Raw genomic sequence first — 16,996 nt, forward strand, 5'->3', positions numbered from 1 at the left:
GAATTTGACTGGTATACTACGGCATACAACGAAATTGAGAGTCGGATCGCCCCAATTGCAAGCGACCCGGATTTCAGTCTTTTTCTGACATTAACTCGCAGGGATCGTCATGAGCTTGTACACAGACTACCTAACAGAGATTGAAACTCGTAAAGAGCAGGGCTTGCACCCCAAGCCGATTGACGATGGTGCGCTTGTCGCCGAGCTGATCGAACAGATCAAAGATACCGCAAATGCCCATCGTGAAGACTCGTTGAAGTTCTTCATCTACAACACCCTGCCGGGCACCACGAGTGCTGCTGGCGTCAAGGCGGCATTCTTGAAAGAGATCATTCTGGGTCAGGCCACCGTCGCCGAGATCACGCCTGATTTTGCCTTTGAACTGCTGTCGCACATGAAGGGTGGTACATCGATCGAGGTTCTGCTTGATCTGGCTCTGGGTGATGACGCCGCGATTGCTGCTCAGGCGGCTGACGTGCTGAAGACACAGGTCTTCCTCTACGAAGCAGACATGGATCGTCTGGCGGATGCGCACAAGGCTGGCAACGCGGTCGCAACCGACCTGCTGGAAAGCTATGCCAAGGCCGAGTTCTTCACCAAGCTTCCCGAAGTGCCGGAAGAGATCAAGGTCGTGACCTATATCGCCGGTATCGGAGACATTTCGACCGACCTTCTGAGCCCCGGCGCCGAAGCACACAGCCGCGCCGACCGTGAACTGCACGGCAAGTGCATGATCACACCCGAAGCACAGGCCGAAATTCAGGAGATGCAGAAAGCAAACCCTGATGCGCGCGTTATGCTGATTGCTGAAAAAGGCACGATGGGTGTGGGTTCGAGCCGGATGTCCGGTGTGAACAACGTGGCACTCTGGACCGGTACGCAGGCGTCGCCTTATGTACCTTTCGTCAACATTGCGCCCGTTGTTGCGGGTACCAACGGCATCTCGCCGATCTTCCTGACCACCGTTGGCGTGACCGGCGGTATCGGCATCGACCTCGACAACTGGGTCAAGAAGCTGGACGCAGATGGAAACGTGGTCGTGGATGAAGACGGCGAAGCCGTACTCGAAGAGGCCTATTCGGTCGCCACTGGCACCGTTCTGACCATCAATTCGAAAACCAAGACCCTGCATGACGCGGATGGCAAAGAGCTGAAAAGCGTCGCGGCCGCCTTTACCCCACAAAAAGTGGAGTTCATGAAGGCAGGCGGATCTTATGCCGTGGTCTTTGGCAAGAAGCTGCAAACATTTGCCGCTGAAACTCTGGGTCAGACACTCGTGTCAGCTTACGCTCCTTCCAAAGAGGTTTCGGTTGAAGGCCAGGGCCTGACGGCTGTTGAAAAGATCTTCAACAAGAACGCACGTGGCACAACACCCGGCAAAACACTGCACGCCGGTTCGGACGTTCGTGTTCAGGTCAACGTCGTTGGTTCGCAAGACACCACCGGCCCGATGACTGCTCAGGAACTCGAAGCCATGGCCGCCATGGTGATTTCGCCTTCGCTGGACGTTGGTTACCAATCGGGCTGTCACACAGCCTCTGTTTGGGACACCAAGGCGCAAGCCAACATTCCCAAGCTGATGAGCTTTATGAACAACTTTGGTCTGATCACCGCGCGTGACCCCAAAGACGAATATCACGCCATGACCGACGTGATCCACAAAGTGCTGAACGACATCACCGTCAGCGACTGGGACATCATCATCGGCGGCGACAGCCACACCCGTATGTCGAAAGGCGTTGCCTTTGGTGCGGACTCGGGCACTGTTGCTCTGGCGTTGGCCACTGGTGAATCGTCCATGCCGATCCCTGAATCGGTCAAGGTCACCTTCAAAGGTAAAATGGCAGACCACCTCGACTTCCGTGACGTGGTGCACGCAACTCAGGCGCAGATGCTGAAACAGCACGGCGACAACGTTTTCCAGGGCCGCGTCATCGAAGTACATATCGGCACCCTGTTGGCCGACCAAGCGTTCACATTCACCGACTGGACTGCCGAGATGAAGGCGAAAGCCTCGATCTGTATCTCGAATGACGAGACTTTGGTTGGATCGCTGGAACTGGCCAAGTCGCGCATCCAGATCATGATCGATAAAGGCATGGACAACAAAGCCCAGCTTCTGCAGGGCCTGATCGACAAAGCCAACGCGCGTATCGCCGAGATCAAGTCGGGCGAAAAACCTGCTTTGACACCAGACGACAACGCCAACTACTTTGCCGAGGTTGTGGTTGATCTTGACCTGATCGACGAGCCGATGATTGCAGACCCTGACGTCAACAACGACGACGTGTCCAAGCGCTATACCCACGACACCATCCGTCCGGTGTCCTACTATGGTGGTGAAAAGCACGTCGACCTCGGTTTCGTTGGCTCGTGCATGGTGCACAAGGGCGACATGAAGATCGTGGCCCAGATGCTCAAGAACCTTGAAAAGCTGAACGGTAAGGTTGAATTCAATGCGCCGCTGGTTGTGGCCGCACCGACCTACAACATCATCGATGAGCTGAAAGAAGAAGGCGACTGGGAAATCCTCGAGAAATACTCGGGCTTTGAATTTGATGACCTGTTCCCGAAAACCCAGGCCCGCACCGAGTACGAGAACATCATGTATCTCGAACGTCCCGGTTGTAACCTCTGCATGGGTAACCAGGAAAAAGCCGCCAAAGGTGACACTGTTCTGGCCACATCGACCCGCCTGTTCCAAGGCCGCGTTGTAGGTGACACGGCCGAGAAAAAAGGTGAATCGCTGTTGGCTTCGACCCCGGTTGTTGTTCTGGCTGCTATCCTAGGCCGTACACCAACCATGGAAGAGTATAAGGCTGCGGTTGAAGGCATCGACCTGACCAAATTCGCACCACCGCTGGAAGTTCCCGCCGGTGCAAAATCGGCTCACTTCTAAGGCACCGTTCGGGGAACGCCTGTCGTCCTGTACGACAAGGCGTTCATCGAATTGCCGATTGAAGGTGCATACCAATAGAAAAGGGGCGTCACACCATGCTGTGGCGCCCCTTTTTCTGTATTGTAACAATCCGCTCTCGAAACCTTTATTGGCTAGTTGAACGGCGATTCAGTATCAAAGGGTCAGATGCTTAAGAAGAGGGTAACATGGGTGCCGTAATACGTTTCGCAACGCTGATCTGGCTGGCTGTGTCGGCCCCGTTGATGGCTCAAAACAACCCTGTGGTCGTCGAGCTTTACACCTCGCAGGGGTGCTCTTCCTGTCCTCCGGCGGATGCGTTTTTCCATGACAGCCTGTCGGGACGCGATGATGTGATCGCATTGTCGTTGCATGTCGATTATTGGGACTACATCGGTTGGAAAGACAGCTTTGCCAGCCCCGCTTATACCAAGCGCCAGAAAGCCTATGCCACGGCGGCAGGGCATCGTTCGGTCTATACCCCGCAAATGATTATTGCCGGCCAGGATCACGTTGTGGGCAACAAGCCCGGAAAGGTGAACGATCTGATTGAAGCGCATAAACAGATGCGCAGCGCGATTGCGATCTCAATGCAACGCAAGGGCAACAGCGTGGTGATCAATGTGGAATCCAGTGGCGCGCGCGACGATATGATTGTGCATCTTATCCGCTACAAACCGAAAGAAAACGTTTCTATCAAACGCGGTGAAAATGCCGGTAGAACAGTGACTTATTCAAATATTGTGGATGATTGGGACGTGTTGGCAGAATGGGATGGCCGCAAACCGCTTCAGATCAAGGCGCCAGCCAAAGGGGATAACCCTGTTGTGGCACTGGTTCAGAAAGCGGGCAATGGTCCCATTCTGGCGGCCGCGCGGATCAAGTAAGGCGCGGATCACGCCTTGCTTTTCGGAGGCGCTTTCTTGGGTTGCAATGGTCGCGTTGCGTATTTCCACCGCCGATGAATCCAGAACCACTGATCCATGTTTTCACGTACCAGCGTTTCGAGACCGTCGTTCACGGCCTGAGTCATGGTTAAAGGGTCGGAATGGGGGATCTCGTCCTGTGCCACGATCCGAAAGGTTAGACCGTCAGGGTTGCGCAACCCGTATACAGGGATCAGTGCCGCGTCGAATTTGAGAGCCAGTTCCGCGGTGATCAACGATGTTCTGGCCTTTTGGCCAAAAAAATCAAGAGGTTCGCCGTCCTGAACATATAGGTCAGTCAGGATGCCCAGAATACCGCCAGCCTTGATATGGCGCACCATTTCAATCATGCCTTTACGGCCCTGTTCAAACATAGGCGTGCCGATTTTCGAAATAGACCGGACATAGTGTTCATTGAAATACGGGTTCGACATCCGGCGATAAAGCGCCCCCATATTATAGCCGCGATGAATGAGGTTTGCGCGCACCGCATCATAGTTGCCCATGTGACCTGTCACCAGAATGACGGGGCGGCCCGCATCTCTTGCAGCTTCCAGACAGGCCAGTCCGGGGCCCTCAATCGGGGCGGTGATGGCGCGTTGTACGAACTCTTCACCAGAGTAAATTTCAATCAACGTGCGCCCGACATTGTCAGGCACGGCGCGCGCCATGCGTTCGACCTCTGTTTTTGGAAGGTCTGGCATTACATGGGCAAGGTTGCTTCGAACGCGTTTTCGAAAGCCGCCGATCGGCGCCAATACATGTGACGTGAGCCACCCCATGCCCCTGACGCGGGTCTCATAGGGCAAAATCAACGCGAGCCCGATGGCCCCGCGGATCACGAGGTTCACCGTATAATCGACGGCGCGCTGTCCAAAACTGGTTTGTTTTTGAGCCATGTATCTGAAAATCTACCGAAACGTTTCGCGATGCCACACATAAGTGCCGGCCGATGCAATCACAAGCGCCCCGACAATTGTCCAGAGATCCGGGAAGTCCCCGAAAAACACGATGCTCCAGACGGTTGCAAAAATCAGACCCGTATAGGCAAAGGGAGCAAGCATTGATGCCTCGCCTTGTGACAAGGCCCGTATCAACAACAATTGGGACAGGGTTCCAAACAACGTGATCAATCCCATCAACATCAGGCTGGTCGCATCCGGCATAGACATTGAGGGCAGGGCGAGCGCGCTCAGAACCACCGTGCCAAAGGCGCCTGTGTAAAAAAGCGAAGTCCAGATGTCTTCGTCTTTGCCCACAAATCGCGTGGCCAGCGCATAGGCGGTATAGCAAAACGCGGCGCAGAGGGGATAGATCGCATAGGGCGAGAACACATCCGACCCGGGCCGTATCACAATCATGGCGCCGATCAGGGCGACGCCAATGCCGGCCAAACGGCGCGGGCCAAGCCTTTCGCCCAGAAAGAGCGCCGCGCCAAGTGTGATCAGGACAGGGTTCACATTCATGATGGCGGTGGATTCCGTCAGGCCAACATTTGAAATCCCAATGAAAAAGCACCAAGTCGCCCCCATCAGGAATACGGATCGGGCCAGTTGCAGCTTGGGATACCGCGTGTGCAAAACGCCGGGCATCTTATGGGCCACAAGCACCAGAACCACTATCGTTTGACCCGCATAGCGCGCCCAAAGTGCAGGGATAATCCCGATCCGTGGCGACAACGCTTTGGCTGTCGCGTCCATGAGGGAAAAGCACAATATGGCGGCAACCATAAACAGGATCGCGCGCGTGTTGGGGGAAAACTGGGTCATGGTTCACGACTAGGGCCGTGAATGTCCGGTGTAAACCTCGAGTTGAGAGGCGCGGGTGATTAGCTGTCGTCTTCGGGCAGCAACAATTGAACCTCTCCTCTGTCCTGAAGCTGCCGAATGGCCAATACGACAGATGTCATTGCCGCCTCGCGGTCTTTTGTCGTGACCTTGCCCTGATCCTGAATATCTTCGCGGATCTGGTCCGCCATTCGCGCCGAGATATTGCCAAGAAGAAACTCGACCGTTTCGGAATTGTCAGGCTCGCCACTTGCAAAGGCCTTGACCAGTGTGTCCTGTCCCGCTTCCCGAAGAAGGGCGGGCACCGAAAGGGGAGGAAGCCGTGCGGGGATATCAGCAAAAGTGAAAATGGCCTTTCGCACCTGATCGGCAAAACCGGCATCTGTTTCTTCCAACCCGACCAGCACGTCATCGCGGGTCGCGGCCGCAGAGACGTTAAGAATGTCACCAATGCGTTTGCTTGGATCATCGTCAAACGCTTTGGGCGGTTTGTCATCCAGCGCGGTCGCCAGAGAAAGCCCGATACGATCCACCGTATCCGGGGTGATGCCCCCCGTCATCGAAATCGCGTAGGTGATGCGACGGGCCTTGTCGCCCGGAAGTTGCCCAAGAAGTTCGGCGGCTTTGGGCACATCCAGTTTGGCCAGCATGACGGCCGCGACTTCAGTGCTTTCGCGCATGACAATTTCGACCAGTGACAAAACCGGAAGGGCGCGAATGCGTCCCCAGGGATCTCCGATCTGACGCACGCCCGCTTCTTTGCGCAACCGCGTGGCGGTCATCGGGCTTATCCGTCCTTCAAGCGCGCTTAGCGCATCCGCGATGTCGCGGGGAAATGACAGGCCAACTGATTCAAGCTCACTAGCAAATTCCATTAATACCTCGGCCAGTGTATCGCGATCAACATAGCGCATCTGGGCCAACATCTGCGTCAGGTCTGCCTGCATTTCATCAGACAAACCGGTCAAAGAGACCTCTGCGCCTTCGTTCAAAAGAAACCGCACAATGATGGCCGCCTTTTGTCGCCGGCTTAGTGATTTTGATTTGGAGGGGGGGAGTTCGATTGCCGAAACGGGCGCAATCTGCGCCAAAGGTGTTGATGAGGTCATGGGCAAGCATCCTTTACTTGCCCAAACCCTACGCCGCAGTTGGTGAAGAAACCTTCAATGCGGTCTCGTCACCATCACTTTTTAGTAGCTGTAAGTCGTGCCTGTACGGATTGCATTGGCCAGGGATTCCTCGGGCCAAGATCCTGCGCCGCCACGTGCGCGGATTTCTTTCAGCTGCAAATAGGCAAGATAGGTTTCCCCGGCTTCGACATAGGCCTGTCCCATGTAAGAGCGCACCAACAGATTGTCGGGGTTTGTTTCGATTGCAGATTTGTAAAACGCCATTCCTGTTTCGACATTCCCCATCTTGCGGTGAGTAAAGCCCCAATAGGTCAGCACGCGGTCATCAAGCTGATCCGACATGGCAGAGAGCACGGTCTGCGCATTCTCGTATTGCCCCGCATAGGCGTATTCACGCACGGCACCATAAAGAATATCATCGCTCAGGCTTGCGTTTTCGGGTTTCACACATCGATTTTTCTTCTCGCTCCAGACCTTGCCTTTTTTACATTCCTTGGTGGTTTGCGTCGGTTTTGGAATGGCGGGTTCTTCGCCACCCGCAGCAAGCAGGACTTGAGGGGTTAATGCAATTGCGGCGGCTGCCAAAATAGGTTTCACGAACATCGGGGTCTCCACACAAAAAAAAGGCTATCTGCCGTTAGAGTAAATACACATTCCATCTTGCGGGTCCCAGTAAGACCCCGGAGGGCATTTCTGGGAAGCACTGGTTTGACTGGCGAACACGCACAGCATGGTGATAGATAGCAAAAACAGCAAGTGTTCTTGGAACGTTATCAGAGTTTTCATATCGATCTCTTTGGCTGGCATACCCAATTCACCATCAGGTGTCTTACAATCGGCCAAGACTCGGCAAAATGGTTACCTTGCCAGCCTAACAGGATTTCATCGTGTGGTGACTTCACGTTTTCGCGTGGAAAGCGATCAGATCCAGTTTGCAGCGACACATTTCTGGGACTGGGCGTCGATATAGAAGCCCGGCGCGCACAATGGACCGTTCTTTTCACCGATGCCCGTTTTGACGTTCGCGCCACTGGCAGAAAGCGACATAGGGGCGAGTGTCAGGGCAAGGATACATGCAAGTTTGAGTTTCATGGTCTTATCTCCTTAGCGGCCGTTGTCCGGCATGCACATGGCTTCTTTGGCGCTCCACCAAAAGCCGTCATTGCAATGCAAACGGTTTTCTTCGGAATGGATGGTCAGCGAAGTGATCGGTTTGGCCTGAACCAGCATGGGTGTTGCCGTCAACGCCAAGGCGAGGATGATACGTGACATAAAGCTCTCCTTTGAACTGTCTGATCCAGATTTAGCGCCCCGCGTTTCGTTGACCATTTGAGGCCAATCACAAAACTGTCATTGCGCCGTGCCATGCAAAAGGGCCGGCGCAATATGCACCGGCCCTGAACCTTCAACGCAATGTCGGGCGAAGTTATTCGCCAAAGACGCGCTTGAAAATCGTGTCGACGTGTTTGGTATGATAATCCATGTCGAATTTTTCGTTGATGCCATCAACGCCCAGAGCGTCAACAACTTCGGCATCGTCCAAAAGAAGCTCGCGGAAATCGAGACGCTCTTCCCAGACTTTCAGCGCGTTACGCTGCACCATGGAATAGGCAGCTTCGCGGCTGACGCCCGCTTGGGTCAGGGCCAGAAGCACGCGCTGTGACATGACCAGACCAGGGAACTTGTTCATATTGTCGAGCATGTTCTCGGGGAAGATCAGCATCTTCTCGACCACGCCTGCCAGACGGTTCAGCGCAAAATCCAGTGTCACAGTGGCGTCAGGGCCAATGCCGCGTTCAACAGACGAGTGTGAAATGTCACGCTCGTGCCAAAGGGCGACGTTTTCCATGGCCGGGATCACGGTCATGCGCACCAGACGGGCCAGACCGGTCAGGTTTTCTGTCAGAACAGGGTTCTTCTTGTGCGGCATTGCCGACGAGCCTTTCTGGCCCATCGAGAAGAATTCCGCCCCTTCGAGAACTTCGGTGCGCTGCATGTGGCGGATTTCGATCGCAACGTTTTCGATCGACGATGCGATCACGCCGAGTACGGCAAAGAACATTGCGTGACGGTCACGCGGGATGACTTGGGTCGAAATCGGCTCTGGGTTCAGACCCAGCTGTGCGCAGACGTGCTCTTCCACGGCGGGGTCGATGTTGGCAAAGGTGCCAACCGCGCCAGAAATCGCGCCGGTGGCCACTTCTTCGCGGGCTTGCTGAAGACGGGCTTTGTTGCGGTCCATTTCGGCATAGAACCGTGCAAAGGTCAGACCCATGGTGGTGGGTTCTGCGTGGATGCCGTGGCTGCGGCCAACACGAACGGTGTTCTTGTGCTCGACAGCGCGTGTTTTCAGCGCGGCCAGCAAGCGGTCCATATCTGCCAGCAGAATATCAGCGGCGCGTACCAGCTGAACGTTCAGACAAGTGTCCAGAACGTCAGACGAGGTCATGCCCTGATGCACAAAACGGGCTTCTTCCGATCCGACGTGTTCAGCAAGGTGTGTCAGGAACGCGATGACGTCATGTTTGGTGACGGCTTCGATTTCGTCGATACGTGCGACGTCGAACTCGACATCTTTGGCTTTCCAGACGGCGTCTGCGTTTTCCTGCGGGATCACGCCAAGATTGGCCATCGCGTCACAGGCATGCGCCTCGATTTCATACCAGATGCGGAATTTGGTTTCAGGTGACCAGATGGCAACCATTTCGGGGCGGGCATAGCGAGGGATCATGTCACGGCCTTGTGTATGTAAAGGATTTGCGCGCGGTTTAGACTGTCGGGGCCTTGGCATCAAGTGAGGAGGGATAAAGTGAGACGGATTGCCCTGATATTTATGGGTTTGGCCAGTATTGCACAGGCTGATGGCTGGGAACGCCTGACCGGAGAGGGAATCCAGACTGCTCTTGAAGGGCGCGTTTTGACCTATGACGCGGCCTGCCAGGAATTTCTGCCATCGGGACGCACCTTTTACGATGCCGGTCACGAAAGCTGGGGATACTGGGCGGTGCGTGGCGACACATATTGCAGCCAATGGCCGCCTGCGGATGGCTGGGCGTGTTATGCCGTGGACCGACGTGACACCCAGATCCGGTTTATCGGAGAAAGCGGTGACGCCACGTTTGGGGAATTGCGGGCAGACCAGGATGCGAGGGGCGTGCAACAGTAGACAGAACAGCGCAAAGGTTTATGGTCGTTCAGGAATTCGTCAGGAGGATTAATGAATGACCGTGTTAAGGTCGATCACGCGGCTGGCATGTGCAGCCGGACTTACGCTTGCGGCGGCGTTGCCTGCCATGGCCGATGTTCCGATAACCTACAAAGACAAGGGCAGGGCGCTTTTCCAGTTGGATGTGCCGGATTTCTGGAATGTGCGTGTTGGTGGTGAACGCAACCTGACCGCCCCCGGTGAGGACGTTACACGAAACGTGCCGCGTCTGGTGGGGCTGACCCCTGAAGGGGCGAACGATGTCTTTGTCGGTTTTATCGTGCCCCGTCATTTGTCGACCTTTGAACAGGGTTTGGCATATATGGCCGAAATCGGCCCGCATCTGGTGAAAGACGCCCAAGTGGCAAGCCGTGAAGAGCGCAGGATCGCTGGCTACCCCGCGATGCGTCTGGCCGGCACAGGACGGCGCAACGGCAAAAATGTTCAGTTTACTGCGGTTCTGATCGATATGCCGGGCAACCGGATGGCCTTTTCTGTCGCTGTTCTGGAAGCCGGTTTTGAACCCGCTGTGCTGGACGACATCAACGCAATTTATGACAGCTTCAGAGCAGTCCGGTAAGGGAGAGAGCCTATGATACGTATTCGCAAATCTCTTATGGCTCTGGGGGTGCTGGGCACCTCTGCTGTATTCCTGGGTGGATGTGAAGGCACAACGGTTTCCGGTGGGGCCTCTGTCGGCGTCTATTACGATTCCATGATGTGGAACGATTACTATCGTCCGCCGCCACCTCCGGGACGTCCGCACCCACCGGTGCGGCCACAGCCACCAATCGCCAAGCCGCCGGTGCGACCGGTGCATCCCGTGGCGCCCATACACCGGCCCACGCCGCGCGCGCGATGACAGGATGACTATTGTAAAACGGCCCGTTTGCGTGGGCCGTTTTCAATCTTGTCCTTCTACCCAAGCCGCGAAAACACAGACGGGATGGAACGACGTGTGATGCAGTTCATTGACGGGATCGGACAGTTTGCGCCGAAAACAGAACGCGACCGGTCTGAATGGGCGAAACTGTCGGCCTTTGTGGCGCAAGAGCCCAAAGCCTTTGATCGAGACCCGAAAACCAGCCATGTCACCGGATCGGCCTTTGTGCTGTCTGCGGATCGCAACTCGGTTTTGTTGACACATCACGCCAAGCTGGATCGATGGCTGCAACTGGGCGGCCATTGTGACGGCATCGCGGATGCAAGGTTCGTGGCCCAGAAAGAAGCTTATGAAGAAAGCGGACTGTCACGCATAAGCCTTGTGTCGCCGGATGTGTTCGACGTTGATATCCATCACATCCCCGAGACCCCCAAAGAATGCGCACATCTACACTATGACGTGCGCTTTCTGTTTCAGGCCGAAGCGGGCGCGCTTGCGGTTTCCGAGGAATCCCATGCTTTGGCTTGGGTGCCATTGGACGCCTTGGAACACTATACGGATGCGCGGTCGGTTCTGGTTGTCAGAGACAAGATCCGACAGGGTTAACGCACCTTACTCCGCCAGCACCGTTTCAACGACACTTGATTGCTCCAACGTGCGGTGCACCGGACATTTGTCTGCAATTTCGAGCAGGCGCTGGCGTTGTTCTGCGTCCAAAGCCCCTTCAAGGTGAATGACACGTTTGAAGGTGTCGACCTTGGAGTCGCTGCGCGATCCCGCATCCTGTGCATGGCTTTTGTCATGGCTGACATCCACCCAGATGCCTGTCAAAGGCCACTTCTTTCGCCGTGCATACATGCGGATGGTCATGGACGTACAGGCGCCAAGACCCGCCGACAAAAAACCATAAGGCGTCATGCCCTTGTTGGTGCCCCCATAGACCAGCGGTTCATCGGCAAGCGTATGATGGAACGGGCCAGATTGAACATCCTGCAAGAACCCTTTGGGATCGGCTTCGGAAACGCGCACAATTCCTTCTGGCGTTCCAATCGACGGGGCAGGCGGCGACAGCTTGAGGTACTTTTGTGCCCATGTCGCGATCACCTCGGCAGCGTACTCTGCGTCTTCCGCGCGGCTGATCAAATGGTCGGCGTCATCAAGGGTAACAAAACTCTTAGGATGCTTTGCAGCCAGGAAAATTTCGCTGGCGTTTTCGATGCCGACAACATCGTCCGTTGGTGCATGCAGCACCAACAGGGCCCGCTTGAGCCCTGCAATGGCCTCGCTCAGTTTGGCTTGCGACACATCGTTAACAAAATCCTGTTTGATCACAAAGGGACGTCCCCCAAGACAGACTTCGGCCTTGCCCTTGTCGGCGATCTCTTCAAGGGCCTCACCAAAGTTATGGGTGACATGGCCCGGTGAAAACGGCGCGCCGATGGTTGCAACGGCCTTTGCGCTGGGAATCCCTTCTGCGGCGCGCAGCACGGCCGCACCACCAAGGGAATGCCCGATCAAAAGATCTGGGGCCATGCCGCGTGCATCCAGCATGGTCGCAGCGGCGTGCAGGTCTGCGACATTCGACGTAAACGTCGTGTTCCCGAATTCGCCATCAGAATGGCCAAGGCCGGTGAAATCAAACCGCAACACGGCAATCCCCATCGAGGCCAGACGCGACGAAATACGACGCGCCGCCGGAATATCCTTGGAGCAGGTAAAGCAATGGGCAAACAAAGCCGTTGCCAAATGGGGCCCGTCCGGCAGGTCCAGACGTGCCGCCAGTTTGTTGCCGTCATGTCCGGAAAAGGTGATGCGTTCTGTGGGCATGGGTCAAATCCTCGTGTGTCGCCATCAATCTGGACGCGAAGAGGGGATTTCCCAAGGGCGAGTCATGAATTGTCACGTGAAGGTGAGCAAAGGAGAGATTGCTTGAGGCGCAGGTCACCTGCGCGTAGAGCCACGAAAGAAAGATTGGCCCTGATGTCAGTCATCAGGACCAAACATGCACATCTGTCTCATGCGTTGAAGGGGTGATCAGGCTTCGCCCATCAAGCGCGGGTCGAAAGGATAAGTGGTCAGGTTTTCAAATCCCGTTTCGGTGATCAGAACCTGATCCTCGAGCTTGATCGAAAAATCTCCCTTTTCAGGGCTGACCAGTGCTTCGACGCACAAGACCATGCCGGGCTCCAGCTCATAATCGAACGCCCCCTCAACCATGGCGTCGGGATAGGCGATCAGGGGCCATTCATCACACAAGCCGACGCCATGCATCATGCAGCCGTATTTCTGCACCTGAAACTGATCATCCAGACGGTGGCACCCACGTGACAGGTCTTGCATGTTTACGCCGGGCTTCAGCATTTCCATATTGGTCATGATATGTTCGTGGCCGTGCTGCATCGCATAGATCATATCCGGCCGTGGTGGTGTGTCTCCGATCCACCAGCTTCGGGAAATGTCGACACAGATGCCGTAAGAACCCACCAGATCCGTATCCAAAGACACCATCTCGTTGTTTTGTACGATGCGCGGGCCGCATTCCTGAAACCACGGGTTGGTGCGAGGGCCGGATGTCAAAAGACGTGTTTCGATCCATTCACCGCCACGCCGGATGTTTTCGGCATGAAGCACGGCCCAGATGTCATCTTCGCTCATGTTGCCATTTGGAACACCCTCACGTGCGGTGCGCTCCATTTCCGCCATGGCCGTTTCACAAGCGTGGCTGGCACAGCGCATCGCCAGAATTTCATCGGGGCCTTTCACCGATCGGCATTTTTCGGTGACCTCTTCGCCTTCCATGATGTCAAAACCCTGGGCCTCAAGCGCGCGAAGCCCGTGGATCATGATCTTGTCGACGGCAAGGCGTTTGTTCCCGGGGCAGTGTTCTTCCAGAAGACGTCGCACTTCGTTTGAAAACACATCGGCCTGCACGTTTACTTTGTCACCACGATCAAAATAGAACAGGTCGGCCCCCGCACGTTGTTCGCGCACCAGCGGATTAAAAGTGCTCAGGAAAGGGGACTGCTTATAGTCCCAGATCACCATATAGCCATCCGCACAAAGCAGCAGCGCACGGAACGGGTTGTGCGTGTTCCAAAGCTGCATATTGGTCGAGTCGGTGGCATACCGGATGTTCAACGGGTCAAACATCAACAAACCGGCATAGCCGCGATCCACGATATGTTGTGTCAGGCGGGTCCAGCGATATTTCCGCATGGCTTGCAGATCGGGCAATTGCAGACCCGCCGAGGCCCACTCGGCAAAGGCAAGCTGTGTTGGCCCGATTTCAACACGATCCTGATCGTTGAGCGTGTTGTCCCCTGTCAGTTCCCCCTTGTGGGGATCAATCTTGCGGATGTCGCGGTGATAGTCACGCATGCCTTCCTCCCATTTGGCTTTGAGGGCATCATGAAGCGCAGAATCATGCGGGTCGTGTCTGAAACCGACGCGACATTGGTCTTTTTTTGATGTGCTTCCTGACAGGTCGAGGTAACAAACGACATGACTGAAATCTTGCAACGCTCCATTCCATACGACGCATTCGAGGACAAACGGCTTCCGGGAATTGCGCCCCTTGATATGGCGGATTGGCTCATTGTTGATGACGCCTATGCCGGTCAGATGGCACGTCGCGAAGACCTGTTGGCCCAGAGCCGTAACAGCGTACTGGCGTTGGATGACAGCGCATTCGAGGCAGCGCAGGAATTGCTCGACCTCGCCTTGGCGCGCCTTTTATCAGGTTATAACAATGACTTTGTGCGTGAAGGTGATGCGGTTAAATGCCCTGACGAACGTGTCGTAGAGCTGGATTATTCCGATCCTTTCGGCACTTTGGGGCGTTTGACCCAAGAAGATTTTTGCCTGATGGGCAAGCGCGGCGAAGAACATGTCTTGCTCGGGGCGGTTTTGTGTTTTCCGGCCAGCTGGAAACTGTCAGAGAAATTCATGCAGCCGTTGATCGGCATTCATATTCCGGTGGAACCCTATACCGAAGACATCGCCAAGCGGGTTCAGCGTCTGTTTGACGGGGTGCGGTCTGACCGGCCTTTATGGCGCTTTAACGCCCTGTGGTACGAAGACCCCGAACTGCACCAGCCGCGCTCAGCCTCCGAGCCGCGCCGCGTCGGGGCAGGAAGCGATGAAGGACCGTATTTCCGAAGCGAGAAACAGTCGATTTTGAAACTGCCAAAGTCAGGCATGGCCGTTTTTTCAATTCATACGTTTGTCGTAAAGCGGGAAGACATGCGCGCGGCTCAACCCTAAAATACACCCATCTGCAAACCTGCAGCCATCGCTTGACCAAGATCGCGGCAAGGAGCGAGGTCTGTTTCTGTGAGGTGCTTTTTTGCAAGGATTTGTTCGGGTGTTTGCGCGTGTGTGCAAAGAATGAGTGCGGGCTGCACTTCCCTGAGCCGCCAGCCCGTCGCGATGCGGGCGAGTTGGCGTGCTGCGTTTTCCCCATCGGATCCGGCGCAGATCATCTGCGCATAGGGGCGCCCCTCGATCTGTCCCAGCAGGGGATAGTAGCACCGGTCGAACATCTCTTTCATCATGCCCGAAAGCGACGCGAGATTTTCCGGCGCGCAGAATATATACCCTGAGGCCGCCAGCAAATCCGACGGTTCGGTGGATTGTGCCGGCAGGAGATGCACTTCTGTTTCCGATCGCGCGGCTTCATAGGCCGCTTCCGCCATCTGGCGGCTGCCACCGGTGCGGGAATGATAGATGATCAGGAGTGCGGGCATAAAGGAAGAATATCAGACGCACAGGAAAGAGGAAGAGGGGCAGACGATGCGCGTGCGGCAAGGGCGGCTTTGAGCCCAAAGTGGTCATTGCGCGAAGCCTTAACTGTCCGAACAGAGGTCCAAAACTGTTGTTCTGGAATGAGCGTAAGCCATACGGCATCCATCCGGAGAGAAAGCAACGTGACGCGCGATGACACCCTTGGCAACCAATTTCCAACCCTTACGGGTATTTTCCGCATCAATTGCGAATATCCCCTGTTCTTGCCTTGGATATCCCCGACCCCAAACATGCGCGTAAACTCGGTCCCCGGACAGGTACATGTCAAGATTGCGGTAGCAACCGCAGCCACATGAAAAACAAGCTAAACTTTCTGGGTGTTCTTTCACCCAAGGCCCAGCGGGTAGTTCGATTTTGGATGCATCGTTTTGCTCAAAATCAATGACCCATGCCGACATTGGCCAATTCTTTTTCTTGGCCATATCTGACCGGTGAGCGTTAGACAGATAGGCAAGATACCTTGCGGCTCCTCGATCTTTGGTGACACCGGTTTGAAAGCCTGAAGGCGGGTCAAAGACTGAGGGCCGCTCTAGAACAATACGCCTTGTACTGTCACTGTTGATGTACTCCAAAATGGTCCGGCCTAGATCAGTTGCAGCAACTAAGTCCCGGACATCTTTGCTTGAAAAATGGTCTTGTTTCCCGACGGCTAAAAGCGGCTCGCGACCTTCCGCGAAAGATCGAATGTGGCGAGCCACGAGTTCGTTGGTGCCCTGCTGACAGTCGAAACGGTTGATTGGTTTGGCTGATGTTGAACCTTCCAAGGAAACGGTGTTCACAGCCTCGTTTTCTAAATCTAGTCGGTAGTGTGAGCTACCATAACCTCTGGCGTCTGCTTCCGAGGAATGTCGCAACCCCAAACGCAATGTATCCTCTGAGTAACAACCACCTAGCCGAAACTGATTTGAAGCGCGGCGATCAATCGGTATCGCAAAAAAGACACTTTCGTTAACGCCATCGGCGAAATCTCTCAAAAAGAGGTCTTTTGTGCCCAACAGTATTAGTTTGTCCTCTGACAACCAGTAAACCGGTTGTTTTCCAGCTATCGGCTGATGCCTGCCCTGAAGCCCAAATCCAAAATAGGAAAGGGTCATTCCCAGACACAAAATCACCGAGATGCAGATGAGTATCAGCCTAGCTTTCCAAGTCATACGTGAACACTACGTGAGGTTGATTAGCGCCACAATGAGACAATTTTGGTAATGTCCCGAAGGTCAGCTATGTCCCGCAAAGCCGACCTTTAACTGTCAAGAATGCAGCGTTTAGCTGTCGATGTCCGGTTTGACCGCATAGCAGACTTAGAGCTGAGCCCCACAAATGAAAAAGGGCGCCCCTTGAGGCGCCC

18 protein-coding genes are annotated in these 16,996 nt (G+C 55.1%); 7 read left to right on the forward strand and 11 right to left on the reverse strand.

Going from position 1 to position 16,996, the window contains the following annotated elements:
* Positions 1-109: 109 nt before the first annotated feature.
* Both PH7735_RS12790 and PH7735_RS12795 read left to right on the forward strand, forming a co-directional pair.
* Complete coding sequence (locus tag PH7735_RS12790; RefSeq protein WP_058311751.1) at positions 110-2,899, forward strand: bifunctional aconitate hydratase 2/2-methylisocitrate dehydratase; 2,790 nt, start codon at positions 110-112, stop codon at positions 2,897-2,899.
* A gap of 206 nt (positions 2,900-3,105) precedes the next feature.
* Entirely contained in the window at positions 3,106-3,804 is a 699-nt protein-coding gene (locus PH7735_RS12795) for a DUF1223 domain-containing protein (RefSeq protein WP_058311752.1), read from the forward strand.
* A gap of 8 nt (positions 3,805-3,812) precedes the next feature.
* Here the strand turns inward: PH7735_RS12795 and PH7735_RS12800 are convergent, their stop codons facing one another.
* From PH7735_RS12800 to purB, 7 genes are all read right to left on the reverse strand, one after another.
* Positions 3,813-4,742 (reverse strand): lysophospholipid acyltransferase family protein, encoded by a 930-nt coding sequence (locus tag PH7735_RS12800; RefSeq protein ID WP_058311753.1) that lies wholly within the window; start codon positions 4,740-4,742, stop codon positions 3,813-3,815.
* Positions 4,743-4,754: 12 nt separating this feature from the next.
* A complete protein-coding gene (locus PH7735_RS12805; protein ID WP_058311754.1) occupies positions 4,755-5,612 on the reverse strand; it encodes a DMT family transporter in 858 nt (285 codons plus the stop codon).
* Positions 5,613-5,671: 59 nt separating this feature from the next.
* Complete coding sequence (locus tag PH7735_RS12810; protein ID WP_058311755.1) at positions 5,672-6,739, reverse strand: flagellar motor switch protein FliG; 1,068 nt, start codon at positions 6,737-6,739, stop codon at positions 5,672-5,674.
* Positions 6,740-6,820: 81 nt separating this feature from the next.
* Complete coding sequence (locus PH7735_RS12815) at positions 6,821-7,363, reverse strand: tetratricopeptide repeat protein (protein ID WP_058311756.1); 543 nt, start codon at positions 7,361-7,363, stop codon at positions 6,821-6,823.
* A 318-nt stretch (positions 7,364-7,681) separates the two neighbouring features.
* Positions 7,682-7,852, reverse strand: coding sequence for a hypothetical protein (locus PH7735_RS20710; protein WP_158503221.1), 171 nt, complete (start codon positions 7,850-7,852; stop codon positions 7,682-7,684).
* A gap of 12 nt (positions 7,853-7,864) precedes the next feature.
* Positions 7,865-8,032, reverse strand: coding sequence for a hypothetical protein (locus tag PH7735_RS20715; protein ID WP_158503223.1), 168 nt, complete (start codon positions 8,030-8,032; stop codon positions 7,865-7,867).
* Positions 8,033-8,186: 154 nt separating this feature from the next.
* Entirely contained in the window at positions 8,187-9,491 is a 1,305-nt protein-coding gene (gene purB / locus PH7735_RS12820; protein WP_058311757.1) for an adenylosuccinate lyase, read from the reverse strand.
* Positions 9,492-9,569: 78 nt separating this feature from the next.
* Here purB and PH7735_RS12825 point away from each other — a divergent pair, with 78 nt between their 5' ends.
* The 4 genes from PH7735_RS12825 to PH7735_RS12835 all read left to right on the forward strand — a co-directional run bounded on the left by PH7735_RS12825 (position 9,570) and on the right by PH7735_RS12835 (position 11,454).
* Positions 9,570-9,926, forward strand: a complete 357-nt coding sequence (locus tag PH7735_RS12825; protein ID WP_145865326.1) for a hypothetical protein — start codon at positions 9,570-9,572, stop codon at positions 9,924-9,926.
* 55 nt (positions 9,927-9,981) lie between these two features.
* Positions 9,982-10,545 carry a hypothetical protein gene (locus PH7735_RS12830; RefSeq protein WP_058311759.1) on the forward strand — a complete coding sequence of 188 codons (564 nt, stop codon included), beginning with the start codon at positions 9,982-9,984 and terminating at the stop codon, positions 10,543-10,545.
* Between the two features lie 12 nt (positions 10,546-10,557).
* Entirely contained in the window at positions 10,558-10,827 is a 270-nt protein-coding gene (locus tag PH7735_RS20330) for a hypothetical protein (RefSeq protein ID WP_082645230.1), read from the forward strand.
* Between the two features lie 84 nt (positions 10,828-10,911).
* A complete protein-coding gene (locus tag PH7735_RS12835) occupies positions 10,912-11,454 on the forward strand; it encodes an NUDIX hydrolase (protein ID WP_058311760.1) in 543 nt (180 codons plus the stop codon).
* A gap of 6 nt (positions 11,455-11,460) precedes the next feature.
* Here the strand turns inward: PH7735_RS12835 and PH7735_RS12840 are convergent, their stop codons facing one another.
* Both PH7735_RS12840 and dddP read right to left on the reverse strand, forming a co-directional pair.
* Entirely contained in the window at positions 11,461-12,675 is a 1,215-nt protein-coding gene (locus PH7735_RS12840) for a bifunctional alpha/beta hydrolase/OsmC family protein (RefSeq protein ID WP_058311761.1), read from the reverse strand.
* Positions 12,676-12,882: 207 nt separating this feature from the next.
* On the reverse strand, positions 12,883-14,226 hold the full coding sequence (gene dddP, locus PH7735_RS12845; RefSeq protein WP_058311869.1) for a dimethylsulfonioproprionate lyase DddP: 1,344 nt from the start codon (positions 14,224-14,226) through the stop codon (positions 12,883-12,885).
* A 123-nt stretch (positions 14,227-14,349) separates the two neighbouring features.
* Between dddP and PH7735_RS12850 the strand changes: the two genes are divergently transcribed.
* Entirely contained in the window at positions 14,350-15,111 is a 762-nt protein-coding gene (locus PH7735_RS12850) for a heme-dependent oxidative N-demethylase family protein (RefSeq protein ID WP_058311762.1), read from the forward strand.
* On the opposite strand, the gene PH7735_RS12855 is transcribed toward PH7735_RS12850, so the two are convergent.
* Positions 15,108-15,593, reverse strand: a complete 486-nt coding sequence (locus PH7735_RS12855) for a flavodoxin family protein (protein ID WP_058311763.1) — start codon at positions 15,591-15,593, stop codon at positions 15,108-15,110. The genes PH7735_RS12850 and PH7735_RS12855 overlap by 4 nt on opposite strands.
* A 99-nt stretch (positions 15,594-15,692) precedes the next feature.
* Positions 15,693-16,802, reverse strand: a complete 1,110-nt coding sequence (locus PH7735_RS12860; RefSeq protein ID WP_058311764.1) for a hypothetical protein — start codon at positions 16,800-16,802, stop codon at positions 15,693-15,695.
* Between the last annotated feature and the right edge of the window lie 194 nt (positions 16,803-16,996).

This window comes from Shimia thalassica (genome assembly GCF_001458215.1).
Taxonomy (GTDB): domain Bacteria; phylum Pseudomonadota; class Alphaproteobacteria; order Rhodobacterales; family Rhodobacteraceae; genus Shimia; species Shimia thalassica.